This is a genomic window from Gordonia sp. OPL2, from assembly GCF_003797825.1.
GTDB lineage: Bacteria > Actinomycetota > Actinomycetes > Mycobacteriales > Mycobacteriaceae > Gordonia.
The window spans coordinates 21,540-42,996 of sequence record NZ_RKME01000001.1 but is presented as its reverse complement, the minus strand read 5'-3'; the positions used below and the strand labels follow the sequence as shown (position 1 = coordinate 42,996).

Sequence of the window (21,457 nt, the reverse complement as noted above, 5' to 3'; positions counted from 1 at the left end):
CTACCAGCGCTCGCGCGGTACGTCGAAGTCCCGGCAGATCGCCACCCAGACGTCGCGCGGGTCGATCCCGTCCTCGATGGCCTGGGCGCCGGTCCGTCCGCCGAACTCGGTCAGGACATGGTCGATCAGGATCGAATCCGCCGACCGCTCCCCGAATTCGGTGGTGATCAGTTCGGTGAATTCGGTCAATCGCACGCCGCCAGCCTACGGCAGCAGTCGGCACACGACACGGGCCGGATCGACCGTCGCACGCCCCGATTCGGCGGCCTCGGCGGCGGCGTCGGTGAAGCCCCGATCGGTGAGCACCGCTCGTATGGCGGTCGCCATCGCGTCAGGGGTCACCGGCCGGACCAGGAGTCCGCTGCCCTGTCGCCGGACCCGGTTCGCCAGTTCCCACTGGTCGCCACCACCGGGCACGGTCACCACCGGGATCCCCGCCGACAACGCCTTCGCGAGCATGCCGTGCCCTCCGCCGCACACGACGAGATCGGCATCGGTCAGCAGCTCGTCCTGGCGTGCCGTCCCCGCGACCACCGACTCCGAGTCGGGAATCCCCTCAGGGACGTCGAGCGCCGAGACAACAACGCGCACAGGGAATCCCAGGACCTCCGGCCGCAGCGCCGCGAGGGCGACGGCCGCCATGTCGGCCGCGCCCGTCACCGCGGTCGACGGAGCGAGGAGGACCAGCGGCCCCGGGCCCGCGGGTCGCGCGAACACCTCGTCGGTCGGTTCCCACAGCAGCGGACCCACCAGGTGGGTGTCCTCCGGCCAATCCGGCCGGTGGACCTCCAGGGCCGGCAGCGTCGCGACGAGTCGCGCGACGGGAGGGGCGGTATGGGCACCGAGGCCGATCGCCGACCGCGCACGCGCCCGCTGACGTTCGCCCTGCCGCAACGACCACGACGTCGCCGTGCGCATCGCGGCATAACGGGCCCGCCCGGACCATCCCGGGCCGGGTGCCAGTCCTGCACCGATCGGGGGCAGTCCCCGCGAGGGACGATAGAGCGGATGCGGCGACAGCTCGATCCACGGCACGCCGGTCAGCTCCGCCGCCCACGCACCGCCGACCGTGATGACGTCGGAGATCACGAGATCGATTCCGCGCAGGGCAAGTCGCGGAGCCAGACCGCACGCGATGCGCGCCGCACGCCGACTGAGTTTTTCGCCTGCATCGGTGTCGTCGTCGTCGGCGCCGGCCGCGAGCCCGGGGAGTTCCGCGACGTCGACACCGCGTGGCATCGCGACACCGCTCCACCGGACACCGGTGAACACGACCGTCTCGACCCCCGCCCCGGCGAGCCGCCCGGCCAGCGCGAACGCCGGGAACGCATGTCCCGCATCAGGTCCCGCAACGATGGCGACACATGACACGTCTACTCCTCACGACAGCGGGTGACACTGCGACAGTCGAGACCGACCGCCGCCGGACGACCTCGGGGACGGCGACGGCCTCCCACGAGGTGGGAGGCCGTCGGATGCAGCCGATGCTGCTACGTCGTCTTGTGGATCAGTTGCCGGTCTGCGGCGGCTGTTCGGTGGTCGGTTGGGCCGATGGCTGGGCGGGCTGCGCGGCCGGCTGTGCGGCACCGGCGCCGGACGCGGGCAGAGCACGACCGGACATGCTGGCCCGGATCTGCTCGAGACGGGCGTGGCCGGCCATCTGGACGCCGGCCTGCTCGACCTCCTGCATGCGACCCTGCACGGTGTTCTTGGCGAGCTCGGCCTGTCCGAGAGCATTCGCGTACCGACGCTCGATCTTGTCGCGGACCTGATCGAGGTTGGGGGTGTTGCCCGGAACGGCGAGTTCGCTCATCTGGTTCAGCGAGGCACTGACCTGCTCCTGCATCTTCGCCTGCTCGAGCTGGCTCAGCAGCTTGGAACGCTCGGCGAGCTTCTGCTGCAACATCATCGCGTTGCGCTCGACGGCCTGCTTCGCCTGCTCAGCGGCCTGCAGCGACTGATCGTGCAGGACCTTGAGGTCCTCGACGCTCTGCTCGGCGGTCACCAGCTGCGCGGCGAACGCCTCGGCGGCGTTGGTGTACTCCTGTGCCTTCGCCGCATCGCCGGCGGCATTCGCCTGATCGGCGAGGGTGAGCGCCTGCCGGGTGTTGGCCTGCAGCTTCTCGATCTCCTCGAGCTGCCGGTTGAGCTTCATCTCCAGCTGGCGCTGGTTGCCGATGACCGACGCGGCCTGCTGCGACAGCGCCTGGTGCTGACGCTGAGCGTCCTCGATCGCCTGCTGGATCTGGATCTTCGGGTCTGCGTTCTCGTCGATCTTCGCGTTGCCGAGTGCCATCAGGTAGCGCCACAACTTCACGAACGGGTTCGCCATGCTTGCGTCAACTCCATAGTCCGGTGGTCGGTTGGGGTGTCTAAACCAATCTAGCTGTTGTGTCCCGGGCGCGGTGACGCACTCACGGTACGAGGCCACGACCCGCACGCCGGATGGTGTGCGGGTGGGACGAACATCGCCGATCCGGGCTCAGGCCGCGGCGAGGGCTGCGGTCTCGGTCCGGCCGGGAGGGCCGGGGATGACGACCTTGGCGTCCAGCACGCCCATCTCCGCCGCCGCAGCAGCAGCCTCGGACGCACCGACCAGCCGTTCGCTGTCGGCCGGGAGCATCGCATGACCGACATCGAGCAGCAGTTCGGCGATCTCGACGTCGAGGGCGTCACAGATGGCGGCGAGCAGTTCACTCGACGCCTCCTTCTGGCCGCGCTCCACCTCCGACAGGTAGCCGAGGCTGACCCGGGCGTCGGTGGACACCTCACGCAGGGTGCGACCCTGCGCGGTGCGCACGCGGCGGAGACTGTCGCCGAGCGCCTCCCGCAGTAGCACTGCCATCGAGGTCCTCCTCACTGCTCTGTGGTCCGTCATGCCGTGACGACAACATCATCAGGACAACGCCGAGACCCTGTTCCGGGTTCCCGAGGTCGCCGGCTGCCGAGACCAGGCTCGTGCCGACGAGAGTAGTCGAAGAATCCGGCCGGTGCCGTCCGGGTCGGAGCGCGTCGTACCGGTTGCGCCGTCGGCGAACACGACGGGCGGCCACGACCGGGGCGTCAGTGCTGCCCTGCGTCTGTCCGGGTTCCGTCCGGGTCGACGGCCGACCCGGCGCCGGACGTCGACCGATTGCGCAACGCGACGGCCTGCCAGACGTAGTCGAGGCCGGTGAAGACGGTGACGACCAGCGCAACACCCATGATCACGGCGGCCACGACATGCCAGACCCCTGCCAGCGGCAACAGGTACAGACCGATGGCCACCGCCTGGAGGAGCGTCTTGAGCTTGCCGCCCCGGCTGGCCGGGATGACGCCGTGGCGCAGCACCCAGAAACGCAGAGCGGTGACACCGAGTTCGCGAGCCAGGATGACCGAGGTCACCCACCAGGACAGATCGCCCAGGATCGACAGCCCGACCAGTGCGGCACCGATGAGCGCCTTGTCGGCGATCGGGTCGGCCATCTTGCCGAAATCGGTGATCAGGCCGCGACGTCGGGCCAGCCAACCGTCGTATCGGTCCGTGATCGCGGCGATCCCGAAAATCAGCGCGGCGATGATCCGCCACCCGGTGTCCTCCCCGCCCCCGACGAACAGCGCAGCGATGAAGACGGGTACGAGAACGATCCGAAAGACGGTGAGCGCGTTGGCGATGTTGACCACGGGGACCGGATCGACCGGGTCGGTGATGTGGTCGGGTCCGCGCCCGGCACCGGCGATGCCGTGCTCGGAGACCGCACGGCGCATCCGATCGGTCATGACCCACCGATCCCTGATGGCCGCCGGCGAACCCGGCGATACTGCTGACGCACGTCCCCAAGCCTATCGGCAGGCCCCGCCGACGATCCGTCAGGTGTGCATCAGCGGACCGCCGGACCGCGATCGTGCATCTCCGAGTGGTCGGTCGGTCAGGAAAAACACTCGTGCAGCGCCCTCCTCGACGCGACTACTGTGAAGTGCCATGTCCCCTGTCGCCCCCGAACCGGCATCCCCGACACCGGAACCCATTCCACCGGATTCGACCACGCCGGATTCGACCACGCTCCCGGCCGGGGCCGTACCGGCGGCCACGGAGCAGCACGACGTCGTGATCCGGCGGGCGCGCACCTCGGATGTCCCCCGCATCAAGGAACTCATCGACCAGTACGCGGGGCGCATCCTGCTGGAGAAGAACCTCGTCACGCTCTACGAGGCCGTCCAGGAGTTCTGGGTGGCCGACATCGACGACGTCGTCGTCGGCTGCGGCGCGCTGCACGTCCTGTGGGCCGATCTGGGTGAGGTCCGTACGGTCGCGGTCGACACCGCCCATGCCGGTCGCGGCATCGGGCATCGGCTCGTCGGACAGCTGATGGGTGCGGCGCGCGAGCTGCAACTGTCGCGGGTTTTCGTGCTGACCTTCGAGACCTCCTTTTTCGCCCGGCACGGATTCGCCGAGATCGAGGGCACACCGGTCACCCGAGAGGTCTTCGAGGAGATGTGCCGCTCGTACGACACGGGTGTCGCCGAGTTCCTCGATCTGAGCTATGTGAAACCGAATACGCTCGGCAACACCCGCATGCTGGCCACCCTGAACTGACCACGACAGGAGACGACGATGGCGATCTTCGCCGTGCACTACGCCTACGGACCGATGAAGGCCCAACGCCGCGACGAGCACCGGCCGCAGCACCGCGAATGGCTGGGTGAGGAATTCCGTGCCGGCAATGTGCTGAGCTGCGGACCGTATCCGGACGGCAGCGGTGCGCTGATCATGATCCGCGCCGAGAGTCTCGACGGCGCCGAGGCGTTCCTGGCGAATGATCCATTCATCGCTCATGAGGCAGTCGACGGCGTGCGCGTCGTCGAGTGGACGCAGGTGTTCGGTCCGTTCGACTCCTGAACCGACCCGCGAGCAGTTGACGACGGAGGGTCTCACACCGTGGTGTGAGACCCTCCGTCAACTGTGGGGTCCGCCGACGAACCCGCCGGATCTAGCTGTCGGCGTCGCGGGCGCGTCCGTCCCGCAACTCCCGACCCGCGGGCGGTTGCGCGTCCGATGACTCCTCGCCGTCCGAGGTCTCTCCGGTGACGGCGTTCTCCGGGCCGGCCGACTTCCCGTCCGCGCCGGCACCGTCCGGACTTTCGGCCGCGTCGACGACCTTGGATCTGAGGAGACTCGCCACGGTGGTGATGACCAGCGTGAGGATGATGACGCCGAGCGAGACCGGGGTCGAGATCTCGGGGACCGATACGTGCTCGCCGCCGTTGATGAACGGCAGCGTGTTCTCGTGCAGCGCGTGCAGGACGAGCTTCACGCCGATGAAGGCCAGAATGAACGACAGCCCGTACGACAGGTAGACGAGACGATCGAGGAGCCCGCCGAGCAGGAAGTACAGCTGACGCAGACCCATGAGCGCGAACGCGTTCGCGGTGAAGACCAGATACGGCTCCTGGGTCAGCCCGTAGATCGCCGGTATCGAGTCGAGCGCGAACAGCACATCGGTGAAGCCGATCACGATGAGCACCATGAGCATCGGGGTCGCGAGGCGCTTGCCGTTGGCCTTGGTGAAGAGTTTGTCCCCGTCGTACTCGTCGGAGGTCCGCAGGTACCGCTTCACGAACCGTTCGAGGCGGCCCTCTCGCTGTTCCTCGTGATCGACCGGGTCGTCGCTCTCGCTGATCAGCTTCACCGCGGTGAAGATCAGGAACGCTCCGAACAGGTAGAACACCCAGCTGTAGGCGTTGATGGCGGCCGCGCCGACGGCGATGAAGATGCCGCGCATGAGCAGTGCCATGACGATGCCGAGGAGCAGCACCTTCTGCTGATACTCCTTGGGCACGGCGAACTTCGACATGATGATGACGAAGACGAACAGGTTGTCGACCGACAGTGCCTTCTCGGTCACGTATCCGGCGAAATACTCACCGCCATACGTGCCGCCCCACTGCCACCAGACGAACAGTCCGAAGACGACGGCGATCGAGATGTAGACCGCGGACCAGGTGCCCGATTCCTTGAGACTCGGAGCGTGCGGCACCCGCACATGGGCAAAGAAGTCGAAGACGAACAGCGCCAGGATCACCACACAGGTGACGATCCAGACGGTTGACGAAACATCCATGAGGGCGATCTCCTCCAGCGCGCAGCACAAGGTTGCGATGCCAGAGGTCTCTCCCGCCGGGCTGCGCCGCACTGCTGCGGTGGAACACGATGCCCGACCGACGAATCCGGGTCACTCCCGGCGACGATGATCGGCATCGTGCCGGGACGCGGCCGTATTGACGGAAACGCCACGAGGACGGGGATACTCCCCTCTTCGATCGTCGACCAGCCTAGTACACCGGAGTACCGTTGCACCATGGCGCACGCGCCGCGCCGGGCCACCGCCGACGACATCCACGCGATCGCGACCGGGATGCCGCACGTCACGGATGCCGGAACGTCGTCCGACCGGCCCGTCTACCAGGTCGGCGGCAAGTCGTTCGTGTTCTTCCGTACCCCACGCCCGGACGCCATGGATCCCGACACGGGCGAACGCTACGACGACGTCGTCGTGATCTGGGTGCCCTCCGACGGCGACAAGCGTGCGCTCGTCGGGGATTCGGCGTCCCCGTTCTTCACCACCGCACATTTCGACGGTCATCTGTCGGTGCTCATCCGGCTCTCGCGGGTCGGCGAACTGTCGGTGGACGAACTGACCGAGGTGATCCAGGACGCCTGGCTCAGCCGCGCCTCACACCGTCGCGCGCAGACCTGGCTCGCCGAGCACGGCCTGACCTGACGCTGCCGGGCAGAGGTGGCCTGGGTTCGCGCCGTCGGGAACCCGCAGATCAGAACTCGTCCGCCGCGGCGTCGTCCCCGCCACCGGTGATCGAAGAGATGACCCCGGCGAGATCGTCGGGCTTGACCAGGACCTCCCGCGCCTTCGAGCCCTCACTGGGTCCGACCACGCCGCGCGTCTCCATGAGGTCCATCAGACGGCCGGCCTTGGCGAAGCCGACACGCAGCTTCCGCTGCAGCATCGACGTCGAGCCGAACTGACTGGACACGACGAGTTCGATCGCCTGCAGCAGATCGTCGAGATCGTTGCCGATGTCGCCGTCGATCTCCTTCTTGTCGCCCGCCTTCGCGGTCGTGACGCCCTCGGTGTACTCGGGATCGCTCTGCTCACGGGTGAAGTCGACGACCGCCTGGATCTCTTCGTCGGTGATGAAGGCACCCTGCATGCGGATGGGTTTGTTCGCCCCCATCGGCAGAAACAGTCCGTCACCCATGCCGATGAGCTTCTCCGCGCCCGGTTGATCCAGGATCACTCGCGAGTCGGTGAGCGAGGACGTGGCGAACGCCAGCCGGGACGGCACGTTGGTCTTGATCAGACCCGTCACGACGTCGACCGACGGCCGCTGCGTCGCGAGCACCAGATGAATTCCGGCCGCACGCGCCTTCTGTGTGATGCGCACGATCGCGTCCTCGACGTCGCGCGGTGCGGTCATCATGAGGTCGGCCAGCTCGTCGACGATGGCGAGAATGTACGGATACGGCGTGTACACGCGCTCGCTGCCGAGCGGCGTGGTGATCTCACCGGACCGCACCTTGGAGTTGAAGTCGTCGATGTGACGCACCCGGGACGCCTTCATGTCCTGATAGCGCTGCTCCATCTCCTCCACCAGCCACGCGAGTGCGGCGGCGGCCTTCTTGGGTTGGGTGATGATCGGGGTGATCAGGTGCGGGATGCCCTCGTACGGGGTCAGTTCCACCATCTTCGGGTCGATGAGGATCATCCGGACGTCTTCGGGCGTTGCCCGCGACAACAATGAGACGAGCATCGAGTTGACGAAGCTCGACTTGCCCGAGCCGGTCGAACCGGCCACCAGCAGGTGCGGCATCTTCGCCAGGTTGGCGCTGACGAACTCGCCTTCGATGTCCTTGCCCAGACCGATCACCAGCGGATGGGTGTCCTTGCGCGTCTTGGGCGCCTTCAGCACGTCGGCGAGCCGGACCATCTCGCGGTCGGAGTTGGGGACCTCGATACCGACGGCGGACTTGCCCGGGATCGGCGCCAGCAGGCGGACGTTGTCGGTGGCCACCGCGTAGGCGATGTTCCTTTGCAGCGCGGTGATCTTCTCCACCTTCACGCCGGGGCCGAGTTCGACCTCGTAGCGGGTGACCGTGGGGCCACGGGTGTACCCGGTGACCGCGGCGTCGATCTTGAACTGCTCCATGACACCGGTGATGCGGTCGATCATGTCGTCGTTGGACCTCCCGCCCTGCTTGGGCGGGTCGCCGTCGATCAGCAGGCTCGAGGGCGGTAGGACGTACTCCCCCTCGACGGCACGATCCACCAGGCCCACGGGTGCGTCGTCCTCGGCCGGGGCCGGAGACGGATCGGGGGTCGGCTGCGGACGCGGCTTCGCCCGCTTCGTGGCGGCCGGTCGTGCCGGCGCCTCGGGCTCGGCGTCGGCAGTCGCTGGCCGGCCGATGCGTTCGGTGACCTCGTCGTCGAGGGGCACCGTCGTCGCGGCCGCGAAGTCGGCGGCGTCCACGTCCGGATCCACCGGCCGCCGACGACGGCGCGTTCGACGAACCGGTTCGGCGTCCGGCGGATAGTTGTCGTACGGATCCGAGGAGTAGCCCGCGCCCGGGTCGAGAGCGGCCGTGGCGTCGTCATCGACCGGGTTCGAGCCGTCGGCCGCGAGGTCGTCCTCGTCGAGGTCGTCCCAGGGTGCCGAGTCGTCGCCGTGATGGACAAGTCCGAGTCCGAGATATCCGGCGACCCCGTCGGCGACCTCGCGTACCGTCTTGCCGCTGAGGATGAGAGCGCCGAAAGCGATGCACAACACCAGGATCGGGACCGAGATCCACGCGGTCACGCCGTCGGTCAGCGGTGTGCCGACGGCGTACCCGAGGAAGCCCCCGGCAGCCGAGCGACCGGGGAGCTCCACCGGCGCGCCGGCCACGAGGTGCACGAGTCCGAGGGTCGGCAACACGAGCAGCAGACCGGCCCCGAGGTACCGACCACGCCGTTCGGGATTCGGTGGGCGGCGCATCAGCACAATGGCCAGGGCGGCCAGCGCGACCGGCACCACCACCGAGACCGCCCCGATGATCGCCCGGATGAGCGCCTCGATGAAGGCACCGACCGGTCCGGCCGCCCCGAACCAGACGCTGGCGCCGACCAGCAGCGCCAGTCCGAGGATCGCCAGAGCCGTTCCGTCCCGCCGGTGCGAGTGCCCGCTCAGGTCTCGTCGGGCCGGCGTCGCGGCACGCCGCCGCGGTGCGCGCTCGTCGTCGTCGAGCAATGGTCCGTCGAGATCGAACCCCTCGTCGATCGCGCCCTCGAGGTCGCCGTCGAGGTCGTGATCGTCCCGTCCCGGTCCGGATCCGCCCGATCGTGCACCGCCCGCGCGCGCGAGGCTCCCGACACCGCGCGCCATCAGCGACCAGCCCGCCCCGAGTCCACGGCCGACGGCCGATGCACCACTGGCCGCGACAGATCGATGGATGTCGGCCGACATGTCGGCCCGCTGGGCGGCTGTGCGACGCGTGGAGGTCGATGACCGACCTGTCTGTCGAGACGAGGTGGAGCGTGTGCCGCGTGTCGTGCTGCGCGACGATCCCGTCGCGCGCGTCCCCGTACTGCGCGTCCCCCTCGAACCCGACTTCGTGGTGCCTGCGGTCGCACGCGACGGGCTCTTCTTCGCACCCGTCTTCCGCGCACCCGTGGTTGCTTTCGAAGCCATGCGGACAGACTAGTCCGCAGACGTCACGTCAGTCACACGGGCAACACTGGCAACGCGGTTGTGTGTCGAATTCGTAACCGAACGGAATCGAGCGCCCGGAAGCGGACCGTCAGAAACCGCGGGGAGCGCCCTTGACGGCTTCGACCGCCGGCCCGTCGCCCTCCACCTCGACGTCGACCGGCGTCCGACCGAACGCGAACAGCACGAGCTCGCCGGGCGTGCCCGTGACCACCACGGTGTCGCCGCGACCCGCCGTCACCAGGTCGACCCCCTCGCGGGTGCGCAGTGTGATCTCGGCAGGCGAATCCTTCAGGGTCAGCTTGCCCATCCCCTTGACCGGCCCGGCGAGCGCGTTCTGCATGTCCGGCGACAGCGGCCTCGGCTGCCACGGGCCGCCCTTGTCCGCGCCGCCGCGCAACACGTCCTCGTGATGGACGAACATCTCGGCCAGATTGGCCCAGCGGTCGACGAGCCGGAACGGCGAGTAGATCGGCGGGCCGTCGGCCAGTTTCGCCAGCAGGTCGTCCCAGGGTTCGGTCGCCGCAGCTGCCCGGACGCTCTCGGTGTGGCCGGCGAACTGTTTGATCATGATGCCGGGTCCGGTGTCGAGCCGTCGTTCACGGACGACGAGATGGGCGGCCAGATCCTTGACGGTCCAGCCCTCACACATGGTCGGGGCGTCGGGGCCGACCGACCGCATCGTGTCGACCAGGGCTGCGCGTTCGTCTCGGGCGAGGGTCACCCGCCCCACAGTAGTGCGCGGATCAGGAACCGACCGCGAGCACCGTCGGCACGATCATCGGGCGACGCCGATAGGTGTCGGCGACCCACCGACCGACCGTTCGCCGGATCGTCTGCGCGATCCGGTGGGCGTCGGTGACACCTTCGGCGGCCAGGGACTCCAGGGCCTGGTCGACGAGATCCGCCGCCGCCTTCAGTGCGTCCGGATCGTCGGAGAAGCCACGACCGGACACCTCTGGTGCACTGACCGCCCGCCCGGTGGTGGCATCGATGGCGATGGTGATGGCGATGAAGCCGCCCTCGCCGAGCACGAGTCGTTCCGACAGCGTCGACTCGCCGACATCACCGACGGACAATCCGTCGACGTAGACATGACCGACGGGGACCCGGCCGACGATCTCGGCACGCCCGTCGACGAGGTCGACGACGACCCCGTCCTCGGCGAGCACGACCCGGTCCTCGGCGACGCCGGTCGCGACGGCGAGCGCGGCATTGGCGCGCAGATGCCGCCATTCGCCGTGCACCGGCATGACATTCGACGGCCGCACCGCGTTGTAGAGGTAGAGCAGTTCGCCTGCCGACGCATGTCCGGAGACGTGCACCTTGGCACTCTGCTGGGTGATGACGGTCGCGCCGCGTTTCGCCAGCCCGTTGACCACAGCGAAGACCGAGTTCTCGTTGCCCGGGATGAGCGACGACGCGAGGACCACCAGATCGTCCTCACGGATGTTGATCTGTCGGTGTTCACCGCGCGCCATGCGCGACAGCGCCGACAACGGTTCCCCCTGGGATCCGGTCGAGATCAGCACGAGGCGGTTGTCCGGCAGGTTGGCCGCCGTGTCGAGGTCCACCAGGACGCCGTCGGGCACGGTCAGGTATCCGAGGTCCTGCGCGATCTGCATGTTGCGCACCATCGATCGGCCGACGAAGGCGATCCGCCGGTTGTGGGCGTTGGCGACGTCCACGATCTGCTGGATGCGGTGCACGTGACTGGCGAACGAGGCGACGATGACACGTTGTCGCGCACGGCCGATGACCTGATCGAGCACTCCGCCGATCTCGCGTTCGGGAGTGACGAACCCGGGCACCTCGGCGTTGGTGGAGTCGACGAGGAACAGGTCGACACCTTCGTCGCCGAGTCGGCTGAAGCCGGCCAGGTCGGTGAGCCGCCCATCGAGCGGCAACTGATCGAGCTTGATGTCGCCGGTGTGCAACGCGACACCCGCCCCGGTGCGGATGGCCACCGCGATGGCGTCCGGGATCGAGTGATTCACCGCGAAGTACTCGCACTCGAACGGGCCGTGGGTGGTCCGCTCCCCCTCGGTCACCTGCACGAGCTTCGGCCGCAACCGGTGCTCGCGACATTTCGCATCGACCAGTGCCAGTGTGAATTTCGAGCCGATCACCGGGATGTCGCCGCGCAGCCGCAACAGGAACGGAACGGCGCCGATGTGATCCTCGTGTCCATGGGTGAGGATGATCGCGTCGACGTCGTCCATGCGGTCTTCGATGTAGGTGAAGTCCGGCAGGATCAGGTCGACGCCGGGCTGCGCGTCCTCGGGGAACAGCACACCGCAATCGACGATGAGAAGTCGTCCGTCGTATTCGAAGACGGTCATGTTGCGGCCGATCTCACCGATGCCGCCGAGCGCGACGATCCGCAGGCCATGGCGCGGGGCCCGGCGCGGCGTGCCCAGCCGGTCGACGGCGGGCACCGACGCAGCAGCCTGTGGCGCACGATCCCTGTTGTCCTGGCGGCGATCCCGTCGTTCGTGTTTGCCGCCGGACCGCTGCCCCTTCGCCGAGGCCGCGGACTCCCGCCGGGTGTCGGCGTGGCGGGCGTCGAAGTCACCCCGTCGTGACGACGCCGTCCGACGCGAATTCGACCGTTTCGGAGCGTCTTTCGTCCCGGACGCGTCCGCCCCGGCCGTCGTGGCGCCCGACGTGTCCGGCTCGGCCGGACTCGTCTCGGTCGTGCTCGTCCCGGTCGTGCTCGTCTCTGCCGGGGTCGCCTCGGCCGCCTTCTCGACCGCCGGGGACGGCGGCCCGGCCTGGCGACTTGCGCTGCGGCGACGCCGCGTCGGCCCGGTCATCTGGTCAACACACCGGACGCGCGGAGATCGGCGATGAGCGCCTCGACCTGTGGGCCGTCGGCGGGCACCTGTGGTAATCGCGGATGCCCGACGTCGAATCCGAGGATGCGCAACGACGCCTTGACCATCGTGACCCCTCCGAGCCGGCCCATCGCGTTCACCAGCGGCAGCATCGATGTGTTGATCTCGCGGGCCGTCGCGATGTCCCCCTTCTCGAAGGCCAACTGCATGTCCCGCAGGCGATCTGCGACGAGGTGCCCGATGACGCTCACGAATCCGGTGGCGCCCACGGACAACCATGGAAGGTTGAGTGCATCCTCACCGGACAGGTACTCGAGGTCGGTCGAGGCGATGATCCCGGACGCCGAGTGGAGGTCGCCCTTGGCGTCTTTGACCGCCCGGATCCGCGGGTGCTCGGCCAAGGCCAGCATGGTGTCGTTCATGATCGGCACCACCGATCGCGGCGGGATGTCGTACAGCATCACCGGGAGATCGGTGGAGTCCGCGATCGTGCGGAAATGGGCCAACAGGCCCGCCTGCGGAGGCTTGGAGTAGTACGGCGTCACCACCAGGAGCCCGTGGGCGCCGATCTTCTCGGATTCGATGGCGAACCGCACGCTCTCCGCGGTGTCGTAACTGCCGGCGCCCTGGGTGATGCGTGCGCGATCACCGACGGCGTCGAGGACGACGCGCAGCAGTTCCAGCTTCTCCGGCACCGTCGTCGTCGGCGACTCGCCGGTGGTGCCGGAGACGACGAGTCCGTCACAGCCCTTCGACACCAGATGATCGGCGAGCTCCGCGGCCTTGTCCAGATCCAGCGCACCGTCCGCCGTGAACGGGGTCACCATGGCCACGCCGATGGTCCCGAAGGGGTGGGTGTGCAGCTGGTCTGCGCCTGCGTTCATGGTGCTCAAGGCTACCTTCTCCGTACTGCGGATATGCGTGTGGGCGGGCTGTGTCGCGAGGGGGCGCTCGGCGCTCATCCCTCAAGCACGAACGGCGAGGTCGCGACCTCTGTGCCGTCGGCGAGGGTGCCGATCTCGAAGTCGCCGAACACCGTCGGCGCGACCTTCATCAGATGCCGAAGGCATTCGACGGCCAGTTGCCGGATCTCGACGTCGGCGTGCTCGGTCGCCCGCATCCCGACGAAATGCCGCCACGCCCGATAGTTGCCGGTGACGACGATCTTGGTCTCGGTGGCGTTGGGCAACACCGAGCGGGCCGCCTGGCGCGCCTGTTTGCGTCGCAGGATCGCGTTGGGGACGTCGGCGAACTTGGCCTCGAGGGCATCGAGCAGTTCGCTGTAGGCCTTGCGACTCGCGTCGGTGGCCTCGGTGAACAACGCCTCGAGTTCGGCGTCGCCACGGATGGCGGGTGGCGCGACGACGTTCGAGTCGTGTTCGGGCACGAAACGTTGGGACAACTGGGAGTACGAGAAGTGCCGGTGACGGATCAGCTCGTGGGTGCAGGATCGGGAGATCCCCGTGATGTAGAAGGTGACCGAGGCATGTTCGAGCAGCGACAGATGGCCCACCTCGAGGATGTGGCGTAGATAGCCGGCATTGGTCGCGGTACGCGGGTTCGGCTTGTCCCAGCTCTGATAGCAGGCCCGGCCGGAGAACTCGACGAGCGCCTCGCCACCGTCGGCATCCGTGCTCCAGTCGACGTCCGGGGGCGGCGTGAACTGCGTCGCGGCCACCATCTGCACCTTCAGCGGCACCAACTCGGACACGTTGCCTCCTCACCTGCGTTGCCGTCGGACCGGCCCGCGGGTGCGGCGACGGCCCCGTCGATTGTCCACCAGCCGCACGCCGACGTCCCGGTCACCCCGTCGACGCGTCCACCGTGACCTCGACCCGCTCGTCGTAGAAGCAGATCAGATCGCGCACCGGCCCGCCGTCGGTGAGCGGATCGGTATAGGTCCAGGCGACGTCGGGAACGACGGCATCGTCGACGGACACCGACCAGTAGGTCGCCCGTCCCTTGTAGGCACACGCGGTGACGGTCTCGCTCGGGATGAGCAGGTCCATCCGGACGTCCTCACGCGGCAGATAGTGACGGACGGGCAGATACGTTTCCAGCAGCACCGTGGGACGTCGGCTGTCGGCGATCACCTGATCCCCGGCCCGCACCACCACGTGTCGGCTCGAGCGCAGACAGTCGATCCGCTTGAACGGGTCGCGTGGATGGGCCACGACCACCTGTTCCTCCTCGCGCCACTCGTCGAACGCGTCCCAGTCGAGGATCACGTGGTCGGCCAGGTCCGGATCGTCCGGGGTGAATCCCGCGCCCGCGAGCACCCGGTCGGGCGTGGTGATGTCCCAGGACGTACCGGCGCACGAATGGATCGAGAACTCGTCGTCCGGGGTGAGGATCGGCGGCCGCCGCACTGCCGCACCCACCGGCGACGGCGCACTCAGCGCCGACCCGATGTCGGCGCGCGGGACGGCGTAGAACCCCACCACGCGGTCGGGCTCCCACACCTGCAGTGCGTCCGTGGAGTCGACGACGGTCCTCCCCGCCACCGACGCCCGCACCCGGCGACGCATGTCGACCCAGCGCAGGGAACCGAGATCGGACATGGTCGCTTCGTCCATCGAGATCGCCATCTCCTGATCGTGCGCCGATCGGCGGTTGCGCACCACCCCCTGCCTCCAGTCGACCGATGAGCAGGTGAACGTTCGGCGACCGGTCGGCAAACCACCTGCTCGGTCGGCGCCGAGGTCGGTGATTCACTCGCGCCCGGACGTGTCGGTGACGCATGATGATCGGCGATGTGTCAGCAGCCCACCGGACGCCTCGGCGCGGTGGCCTCGAAATCGGGGGATCGATCCACAGTGCCCGCCCAGTCGCCTCGTCCGACCGACTCTCCGACCGGGACACCGCGTCGGACCTTCCTGGCCGCGGGGGTCGCGGTCGCCGGTGCCGCCCTGCCCGTCGCCGCCGGACGTGCATCGGCCGCACCGTCACGGTCGAGGGTTTTCGCCCACGGCGTCGCGTCGGGTGATCCCTTACCCGACGGGGTCATCCTGTGGACGCGTGTCACCCCGACACCCGCGGCGCGCCCCGGATCGGGAGTCGGGCCGGCGACGGAAGTCGTGTGGGAGGTCGCGCGCGACGAGTCGTTCGCGCGCGTCGTCGCATCGGGGACGGTGCGCACGACCGCCGCGGCCGATCACACCGTCAAGGTCGACGTCGACGGCCTGTCGCCGAACACCCGCTATGCGTATCGGTTTCGCATCGCAGCGGGTCCCGCGCAGGGAGCGGTGTCGGCGACGGGACACACCCGCACCGCGCCGGCGGTCGGCGCCGATATGAGCCGGGTCCGCTTCGGGGTGGTGTCCTGTTCCAACTGGGAGGCGGGATATTTCAGCGCCTACCGACACCTACGCTCGCACCGTGACCTGTCTGCCATCGTGCATCTCGGCGACTACTTCTATGAGTACGAGACCGGTGGGTACACCGGCAAGTCCGGGACGGTCCGTCGCACCGAGCCCGCCAACGAGACCGTCACGTTGCGGGATTACCGGATTCGTCACGCCCAGTACAAGACAGATCCCGACCTGGCCGAGTTGCATCGAGTGCTCCCGTGGATCTGCACCTGGGACGACCACGAATCCGCCAACGACTCGTGGAAGGGCGGTGCGGAGAACCATGGTCTCCGAGAGGGACCGTGGGCCGCGCGCAAGGCCGCGTCGGAGAAGGCGTACTTCGAGTGGATGCCGGTACGTCCGGCGGCGACCGGGACCGGACGCCATCTCTACCGCCGACTGCGCTACGGCCGTCTGCTGGAGTTGTCGATGCTCGATCTGCGAACCTACCGCGACGAACAGGTGTCGGCGACGTCCACTCGTATCGACGACCCGCAGCGGAGCATCACCGGAGCCGCGCAGATGAACTGGCTCACCGGGGGTCTCACGTCCTCGACGACGCGCTGGCAGATCGTCGGCAATCCCGTGATGATCTCCCCGGTCCTGATCCCGCCGCTCGATGAACGCAACGCCGCGGCGCTCACCGAGATGCTAGGCCTCCCCAAGGGCGGCGTCCCGTACAACGCCGACCAATGGGACGGCTACACCGCCGATCGACGACGCCTCCTCGACGCGATCCGGGCCGACGCCGTCGACAACGTCGTCTTCATCACCGGCGACATCCATTCGTCGTGGGCCTGCGACGTCCCGGTCGACGCGGGCAGGTATCCGGGCGGTGGGACGGTGGCCACCGAACTGGTGGTGCCCTCGGTCACCTCGTCGAACGTCGACGACATCATCGGCGTTCCCGAGCACACCGTCGGCAACGCCGTGCCCACGGCGATCATGGCCGCCAATCACCATGTGCGGTGGAACGACTTCGATGCGCATGGGTACGCCGTGCTGACCGTGACACCGGCTGCGGCCCAGATGGACTGGTATTTCGTGAACGACAAGGCCGATCCGCGGACCGGCCGCTACCACGCGCGGTCGTTCCGCGTGGCGTCCGGAACGCAACGCGTCCAACCGGTGGGCCGGCCGGTCGACTGACCTCAGAGCGCCCATCGACCAACAGGCGGAGGCCCGCCGGCGGGTCACCTCGGTCACCGACCCGCGGGCCGCCTGCCACGTTCATCACCGATCCCGCTGCGCGACAGGCGTTCCGACGGCGACGTCGGCAGATCTTGGCGACCACCGCCGATCAGCCGTCGACGATGGCCGAGAGCTTCTCGTAGGTATCGCGCCAGCCGTGGACCGCGATCGACTCGATGCCGAGGTCCTTGACCGGCCGATCGTTCCCACCCTCGTCCAGGCGGTCACCGAAGAAGAGGATGTCGTCGACGCCGAGGTCGAGGAGATCCATCAGCTTGCGCGCGCCGTACGCCTTGTCGATGCCCTTCTTGGTGACGTCGACCGATGTCGAACCGCCACTGCGCACCTCGAGGTCGGGCAGGCGTTGCGCCCCGTACGCACGCAGCGCCTCCTTCTTGCTGCCATCGGGATCCCACGCGGCCTTCGCATCCACGGGCGCCGACTGACCGAGCGCGCTGAAGGTGATCTGGCTGCCCCGGTCCTCCAGGATCGGACCCCAGGTCTCGCTCTCCCACAGCCCGAGTTCCCGGGCGCCCGTCTCGAGGACATCGAGCGTGCGCGACTTCTCGTCGTCACTGAGGTATTCGGCGTAGACCGTGTCCCATTCGCTGCCCGACCACCGGACGTACTGCGTCCCGCAGGTCGGCATGAGGTGGAGGTTGCCGATGGAGTCGAACACACCGATCCGGGCGAGTACCTGCGTGTCGAACTGCTCGAAGCGACCGCCGGAGATGATGCACCCGAGACTGCGGTCGAGCATCCGGCGCATGAGCGCGAGCATCTCGTCGTCCATGGGACTCTTCGACGGTGCGAGGGTGTCGTCGAGGTCGAACATCACCAACCGGTAGTCCTTGCCCTGATACGAAACCGCCATCTCAGCCTCCTTGTCGGATACGTCCGCCGCGAAACGTCGCCCCTGAGCATGTCATCCCGCACCCTCGCACGCACCGCTGGGCCACGGCGCGGCGCGGCCGCATTCATCGATTCCGGCGGCCGTGACGGCGAGGAGCCGCACAGCCTCGGATCGGTTCACCCGTGCGAGTGTCATCGCCGCGATCACCGCCCCGGCGATCGACGCGGCGAGCGCGGCGACCTGCGCGTCGTCCCGGTCGGGGAAGCGGGAACCGACGCCGGAGGCCAGGGCGGACAACAGTTCCGCGTGGTAGGCGGCGATCACCTCCCGGACCGCCGCGTCGTCGCCGAGCGACGTGGCCGCCGAGCCCACCAGCAGACAACCGGTGGGTTCGCCGGCATCGCCGAGCGACGACATCGCCGTGGCGAGCCCCGTGAGGTAATCGACCACCGCGTCCGGATCGATCTCGTCGGCGAGAAGCGGTCGCAGTCGAGGACGGACGACGACGTCGAGATAGTTCTGCACCGCGGCATCGAACAGCCCCCGCATGCTGCCGAACGCGTGATAGATGCTCGACCGCGACAATCCGGTAGCCCGCTCCACGTCGGCCACGGACACCGCGTCGAAACCTTTCTTCCAGAACAGGTTTCGCGCAGCTCCCACCACCACGGCGGTGTCGTATCCCTGCATCCGGCCCATACCGCCCCCTCTGCCCGATCGTCGGTGCTGTTTGTCCTCTGGCCAGTCTAGCCCTATTGTGGAATGGTCAGTACACAATATCGGAGGTACGCCATGGGACAACTGGCAGCGGTACTCGCCCTCGTGGCGGCTGCCATCCACGCGTACATCTTCGTGCTGGAGGCAGTCTGGTGGACGTCCCCGAGGGGCCGGGCGGTCTTCGGCACCACCGAGACCGAGGCGGCCGCCACTCGCCAATTGGCGTTCAACCAGGGCTTCTACAACCTGTTCCTGGCGGTCATCGCCACCGTCGGTGCCATCACGCTGCTCAGCGGCGCCACGACGATCGGCTCGACCCTTCTCGCCGCCGGATGCGGTTCGATGCTCGCGGCCGGTCTCGTCCTGGTGGTCTCGGACCGCACGAAGACCCGGCCCGCGCTCGTCCAACTCGGCGCGCCACTGCTGGCACTCGTCGCGCTGGCGATCTCTGCACGCTGACACCGACCCAGACCCCGAAAGGCAGTGATGACCCACACCAGCACCCAGATCCAGCTCGCCAACCGGCCCGTGGGGTGGCCGACCGACGACGACTTCCGCACCGTCACCGTCGATTACGACGACCTGCCCGACGGCCAGGTCCGCGTGGCCAACGAGTTCCTCTCCGTCGACCCGTACATGCGGGGGCGGATGATCGACACCCGCAGTTACATACCGCCGTTCGCGCTCGACGAGACGATGACCGGTGGGGCCGTCGGCCGCGTCGTCGAGACCACCGTCGACGACCTCCCGGTCGGTGCGCTCGTGTCCCATCAGTACGGCTGGCGCGACATCGTGCAGGAGGACGCAGACGGGTTCCGCGTGCTACCCGAGCCCCCGGAGGGCGCACAGTCCTCGGTCTATCTCGGGCTGCTGGGGATGACCGGTCTCACCGCGTATGTCGGCCTGCTGACCATCGCGGCGATGCAGCCCGGGGACACCGTCTTCATCTCCGGCGCCGCCGGCGCGGTCGGGACGGCCGCGGGTCAGATCGCCCGGCTCAAAGGCGCGAAGCGGGTCATCGGCTCGGCCGGGTCGGCCGAGAAGGTCGCGCTGCTCACCGAGCGCTACGGCTACGACGCCGCCTTCGACTACAAGGACGCACCCTCGGTGCGCAAGCAACTACGCGAGGCCGCGCCCGACGGCATCGACGTCTACTTCGACAACGTCGGTGGCGACCATCTCGAGGCGGCCCTCGATTCGTTCAACGACGGCGGCCGGGCGGCGCTGTGCGGCGCGATCGCCCAGTACAACAGCACCACCCGCACCCCGGGGCCGTCGAACATGGCCAACATCATCACACGCGGCCTCACCCTGACGGGCTTCACCGTCGGCCACCACTTCGACCAGGCCGCGGAGTTCAACCGGGAGATGTCGGCGTGGTTCGCCGACGGCAAGGTCGTGCACGACGAGACCGTCGTCGACGGCATCGACAATGCCGTCGACGCCTTCCTCGGGCTCATGCGCGGCGAGAACACCGGCAAGATGGTCGTGCGGACGTCCTGAGGATCGGTGACGGTCAGCGTCCGGCGTCGGTCGTGATCGACGCCACGGCCGCGGCGAGTGGCCCTGCCAGGTCGCCGCGGTCGATGACGCGGACACGGTCCAGATCCAGCCATCCCGCCATCGCAGCCAGGTCGACCGCCAGTCGCGCGGCGACGTCGGCAGCGGGTTGCCCGTCCTCCAGGTGCGCCGCGAGGACGAGCAGGTCGCCGGCGCGCCGATCTGCCTTGAGGTCGACGCGGGCCGCCATGTCGGTGCCGATGAGATACGGCAGGACGTAGTACCCGTGCACCCGTTTGTGTTCGGGCACATAGATTTCGATGCGGTAGTGGAAGTCGAACAGCCGCTCGGCCCGGGGACGGAAGAACACCAGCGGGTCGAAGGGCGAGAGGATCGCGGAACGCTCGACCCGCCGCGGTATCACCGCCGTCTTCGACAGGTACGCCGGGTCGCGCCACCCCTGGACCTCGACGGGGACGATCTCGCCGGCATCGATGAGGTCGGCGACGGCAGGACGCACGTCGACGGCCTTGGTCCGGTAGTAGTCGGCGAGATCGGCGACGGTGGCCACGCCCAGTGCGGTCGCCGCTCGAGCGGTCAACTCACGGTGGGCATCCGCCCTGTCGACGTGCTGTCGCGCCGTCTCCGGCCCGATGACCCGCTCGGTCAGGTCGTAATGGCGGACGAAGTTCTCGTTGCGCACCGCCGACAGGTCGCCCGAGGCGAACATGGCCTCGCACACGTGCTTGACCTCTCCCCGGTGCCACCAGCCGCCGGGAATCCCGGCGGGCCGTTCGATACCGAGATGATGCTCGATCTGCTTGGGTGTGCTGGGCCCGGACTCGGCGATGACGTCGTGGACGTCGGCTGCCAGCTCACGATTGCGCTGCATGACCTCCCGGGTGTACCGGTATCGACCGTCACGGAATTCGTCTCGGCGCCAACCGAAGAGCGGCCAGTCGGCGATGGGGATCAACGCTGCCTCGTGAGCCCAGTACTCGACGAGCACGCGCGCGCCGCGTCGGGGGCGCCACGCCGCCCGATCGAGGAGTCCACGGTCGTAGGGTCCGAGCCGACTGAACATCGGCATGTAGTGCGCTCGGGCGGCGATGCTGACCGAGTCCATCTGGAACAGCCGCGTGCGTCCGATCACCCGTCGCAGATGTGCCGCCGTCGGCGGCCCGGACGGCATCCGGTCGGTGAAACCCTGTGCGGCGAGGGCGATTCGCCGGGCCTGCGCCGCCGAGAGGTCGGTAGGTGGCATGCCGGTG

General features: G+C 68.3%; 22 protein-coding genes. 7 read left to right on the top strand and 15 right to left on the bottom strand.

The features are described 5' to 3' along the window. From EEB19_RS00210 to pgsA, 5 genes are all read right to left on the bottom strand, one after another. Positions 1 to 195 carry a DUF3046 domain-containing protein gene (locus EEB19_RS00210; protein ID WP_187582058.1) on the bottom strand — a complete coding sequence of 65 codons (195 nt, stop codon included), beginning with the start codon at positions 193 to 195 and terminating at the stop codon, positions 1 to 3. Positions 196 to 204: 9 nt separating this feature from the next. Then, entirely contained in the window at positions 205 to 1,371 is a 1,167-nt protein-coding gene (locus tag EEB19_RS00205; RefSeq protein ID WP_187582056.1) for a glycosyltransferase, read from the bottom strand. Positions 1,372 to 1,507: 136 nt separating this feature from the next. Beyond that, positions 1,508 to 2,332, bottom strand: coding sequence for a PspA/IM30 family protein (locus EEB19_RS00200; RefSeq protein ID WP_187582054.1), 825 nt, complete (start codon positions 2,330 to 2,332; stop codon positions 1,508 to 1,510). 150 nt (positions 2,333 to 2,482) lie between these two features. After that, positions 2,483 to 2,845 carry a helix-turn-helix domain-containing protein gene (locus EEB19_RS00195; protein ID WP_187582052.1) on the bottom strand — a complete coding sequence of 121 codons (363 nt, stop codon included), beginning with the start codon at positions 2,843 to 2,845 and terminating at the stop codon, positions 2,483 to 2,485. Positions 2,846 to 3,063: 218 nt separating this feature from the next. Further along, entirely contained in the window at positions 3,064 to 3,759 is a 696-nt protein-coding gene (gene pgsA, locus EEB19_RS00190) for a CDP-diacylglycerol--glycerol-3-phosphate 3-phosphatidyltransferase (RefSeq protein WP_187582050.1), read from the bottom strand. Positions 3,760 to 3,961: 202 nt separating this feature from the next. Here pgsA and EEB19_RS00185 point away from each other — a divergent pair, with 202 nt between their 5' ends. Both EEB19_RS00185 and EEB19_RS00180 read left to right on the top strand, forming a co-directional pair. Beyond that, positions 3,962 to 4,576, top strand: coding sequence for an amino-acid N-acetyltransferase (locus tag EEB19_RS00185; protein WP_187582048.1), 615 nt, complete (start codon positions 3,962 to 3,964; stop codon positions 4,574 to 4,576). Between the two features lie 18 nt (positions 4,577 to 4,594). Further along, entirely contained in the window at positions 4,595 to 4,879 is a 285-nt protein-coding gene (locus tag EEB19_RS00180) for a YciI family protein (protein ID WP_187582046.1), read from the top strand. A gap of 91 nt (positions 4,880 to 4,970) precedes the next feature. On the opposite strand, the gene EEB19_RS00175 is transcribed toward EEB19_RS00180, so the two are convergent. Next, entirely contained in the window at positions 4,971 to 6,101 is a 1,131-nt protein-coding gene (locus EEB19_RS00175; protein ID WP_187582044.1) for a TerC family protein, read from the bottom strand. 237 nt (positions 6,102 to 6,338) lie between these two features. Between EEB19_RS00175 and EEB19_RS00170 the strand changes: the two genes are divergently transcribed. Next, a complete protein-coding gene (locus EEB19_RS00170; protein WP_187582042.1) occupies positions 6,339 to 6,761 on the top strand; it encodes an MmcQ/YjbR family DNA-binding protein in 423 nt (140 codons plus the stop codon). Positions 6,762 to 6,810: 49 nt separating this feature from the next. Here the strand turns inward: EEB19_RS00170 and EEB19_RS00165 are convergent, their stop codons facing one another. After that, entirely contained in the window at positions 6,811 to 9,495 is a 2,685-nt protein-coding gene (locus EEB19_RS00165; protein ID WP_262365339.1) for a DNA translocase FtsK, read from the bottom strand. Between the two features lie 73 nt (positions 9,496 to 9,568). Here EEB19_RS00165 and EEB19_RS26800 point away from each other — a divergent pair, with 73 nt between their 5' ends. After that, positions 9,569 to 9,733: a hypothetical protein gene (locus EEB19_RS26800; RefSeq protein WP_262365338.1), complete on the top strand. Its 165-nt coding sequence runs from the start codon at positions 9,569 to 9,571 to the stop codon at positions 9,731 to 9,733. A 96-nt stretch (positions 9,734 to 9,829) separates the two neighbouring features. On the opposite strand, the gene EEB19_RS00160 is transcribed toward EEB19_RS26800, so the two are convergent. The 5 genes from EEB19_RS00160 to EEB19_RS00140 form a co-directional block, all read right to left on the bottom strand. Continuing rightward, the gene (locus EEB19_RS00160) at positions 9,830 to 10,462 is read right to left on the bottom strand and encodes a TIGR03085 family metal-binding protein (RefSeq protein ID WP_187582038.1); all 633 of its coding nucleotides are present in this window, start codon (positions 10,460 to 10,462) and stop codon (positions 9,830 to 9,832) included. A gap of 22 nt (positions 10,463 to 10,484) precedes the next feature. After that, the gene (locus EEB19_RS00155; protein ID WP_187582035.1) at positions 10,485 to 12,554 is read right to left on the bottom strand and encodes a ribonuclease J; all 2,070 of its coding nucleotides are present in this window, start codon (positions 12,552 to 12,554) and stop codon (positions 10,485 to 10,487) included. After that, positions 12,551 to 13,459, bottom strand: a complete 909-nt coding sequence (gene dapA / locus EEB19_RS00150) for a 4-hydroxy-tetrahydrodipicolinate synthase (protein WP_187582033.1) — start codon at positions 13,457 to 13,459, stop codon at positions 12,551 to 12,553. The genes EEB19_RS00155 and dapA overlap by 4 nt, the downstream gene beginning before the upstream one ends. 74 nt (positions 13,460 to 13,533) lie before the next feature. Next, positions 13,534 to 14,286, bottom strand: a complete 753-nt coding sequence (thyX, locus tag EEB19_RS00145; protein ID WP_187582031.1) for an FAD-dependent thymidylate synthase — start codon at positions 14,284 to 14,286, stop codon at positions 13,534 to 13,536. A gap of 91 nt (positions 14,287 to 14,377) precedes the next feature. Next, positions 14,378 to 15,163 (bottom strand): DUF427 domain-containing protein, encoded by a 786-nt coding sequence (locus EEB19_RS00140; protein WP_187582029.1) that lies wholly within the window; start codon positions 15,161 to 15,163, stop codon positions 14,378 to 14,380. A gap of 165 nt (positions 15,164 to 15,328) precedes the next feature. On the opposite strand from EEB19_RS00140, the gene EEB19_RS00135 reads away from it, so the two are divergent. After that, the gene (locus EEB19_RS00135) at positions 15,329 to 17,074 is read left to right on the top strand and encodes an alkaline phosphatase (protein WP_187582027.1); all 1,746 of its coding nucleotides are present in this window, start codon (positions 15,329 to 15,331) and stop codon (positions 17,072 to 17,074) included. 151 nt (positions 17,075 to 17,225) lie between these two features. On the opposite strand, the gene EEB19_RS00130 is transcribed toward EEB19_RS00135, so the two are convergent. Both EEB19_RS00130 and EEB19_RS00125 read right to left on the bottom strand, forming a co-directional pair. Continuing rightward, positions 17,226 to 17,990: an HAD-IIB family hydrolase gene (locus EEB19_RS00130; protein WP_187582025.1), complete on the bottom strand. Its 765-nt coding sequence runs from the start codon at positions 17,988 to 17,990 to the stop codon at positions 17,226 to 17,228. Between the two features lie 51 nt (positions 17,991 to 18,041). Then, on the bottom strand, positions 18,042 to 18,668 hold the full coding sequence (locus EEB19_RS00125; RefSeq protein WP_187582023.1) for a TetR/AcrR family transcriptional regulator: 627 nt from the start codon (positions 18,666 to 18,668) through the stop codon (positions 18,042 to 18,044). Between the two features lie 93 nt (positions 18,669 to 18,761). On the opposite strand from EEB19_RS00125, the gene EEB19_RS00120 reads away from it, so the two are divergent. After that, positions 18,762 to 19,145, top strand: coding sequence for a DUF1304 domain-containing protein (locus EEB19_RS00120; RefSeq protein ID WP_187582021.1), 384 nt, complete (start codon positions 18,762 to 18,764; stop codon positions 19,143 to 19,145). A 27-nt stretch (positions 19,146 to 19,172) separates the two neighbouring features. Continuing rightward, a complete protein-coding gene (locus tag EEB19_RS00115) occupies positions 19,173 to 20,189 on the top strand; it encodes an NADP-dependent oxidoreductase (protein WP_187582019.1) in 1,017 nt (338 codons plus the stop codon). Between the two features lie 13 nt (positions 20,190 to 20,202). Here the strand turns inward: EEB19_RS00115 and EEB19_RS00110 are convergent, their stop codons facing one another. Beyond that, a complete protein-coding gene (locus tag EEB19_RS00110) occupies positions 20,203 to 21,450 on the bottom strand; it encodes a winged helix-turn-helix domain-containing protein (protein ID WP_187582017.1) in 1,248 nt (415 codons plus the stop codon). Between the last annotated feature and the right edge of the window lie 7 nt (positions 21,451 to 21,457).

What these genes read in the sequence shown, in the direction of transcription:
- EEB19_RS00200 (WP_187582054.1), bottom strand. Translation starts at nt 2,332, where the DNA reads ATGGCGAACCCGTTCGTGAAGTTGTGGCGCTACCTGATGGCACTCGGC.
- EEB19_RS00195 (WP_187582052.1), bottom strand. Translation starts at nt 2,845, where the DNA reads ATGGCAGTGCTACTGCGGGAGGCGCTCGGCGACAGTCTCCGCCGCGTG.
- pgsA (WP_187582050.1), bottom strand. Translation starts at nt 3,759, where the DNA reads ATGACCGATCGGATGCGCCGTGCGGTCTCCGAGCACGGCATCGCCGGT.
- EEB19_RS00185 (WP_187582048.1), top strand. Translation starts at nt 3,962, where the DNA reads ATGTCCCCTGTCGCCCCCGAACCGGCATCCCCGACACCGGAACCCATT.
- EEB19_RS00180 (WP_187582046.1), top strand. Translation starts at nt 4,595, where the DNA reads ATGGCGATCTTCGCCGTGCACTACGCCTACGGACCGATGAAGGCCCAA.
- EEB19_RS00175 (WP_187582044.1), bottom strand. Translation starts at nt 6,101, where the DNA reads ATGGATGTTTCGTCAACCGTCTGGATCGTCACCTGTGTGGTGATCCTG.
- EEB19_RS00170 (WP_187582042.1), top strand. Translation starts at nt 6,339, where the DNA reads ATGGCGCACGCGCCGCGCCGGGCCACCGCCGACGACATCCACGCGATC.
- EEB19_RS00165 (WP_262365339.1), bottom strand. Translation starts at nt 9,495, where the DNA reads ATGTCGGCCGACATCCATCGATCTGTCGCGGCCAGTGGTGCATCGGCC.
- EEB19_RS00155 (WP_187582035.1), bottom strand. Translation starts at nt 12,554, where the DNA reads ATGACCGGGCCGACGCGGCGTCGCCGCAGCGCAAGTCGCCAGGCCGGG.
- dapA (WP_187582033.1), bottom strand. Translation starts at nt 13,459, where the DNA reads ATGAACGCAGGCGCAGACCAGCTGCACACCCACCCCTTCGGGACCATC.
- EEB19_RS00140 (WP_187582029.1), bottom strand. Translation starts at nt 15,163, where the DNA reads ATGGCGATCTCGATGGACGAAGCGACCATGTCCGATCTCGGTTCCCTG.
- EEB19_RS00135 (WP_187582027.1), top strand. Translation starts at nt 15,329, where the DNA reads ATGTGTCAGCAGCCCACCGGACGCCTCGGCGCGGTGGCCTCGAAATCG.
- EEB19_RS00130 (WP_187582025.1), bottom strand. Translation starts at nt 17,990, where the DNA reads ATGGCGGTTTCGTATCAGGGCAAGGACTACCGGTTGGTGATGTTCGAC.
- EEB19_RS00125 (WP_187582023.1), bottom strand. Translation starts at nt 18,668, where the DNA reads ATGGGCCGGATGCAGGGATACGACACCGCCGTGGTGGTGGGAGCTGCG.
- EEB19_RS00120 (WP_187582021.1), top strand. Translation starts at nt 18,762, where the DNA reads ATGGGACAACTGGCAGCGGTACTCGCCCTCGTGGCGGCTGCCATCCAC.
- EEB19_RS00115 (WP_187582019.1), top strand. Translation starts at nt 19,173, where the DNA reads ATGACCCACACCAGCACCCAGATCCAGCTCGCCAACCGGCCCGTGGGG.
- EEB19_RS00110 (WP_187582017.1), bottom strand. Translation starts at nt 21,450, where the DNA reads ATGCCACCTACCGACCTCTCGGCGGCGCAGGCCCGGCGAATCGCCCTC.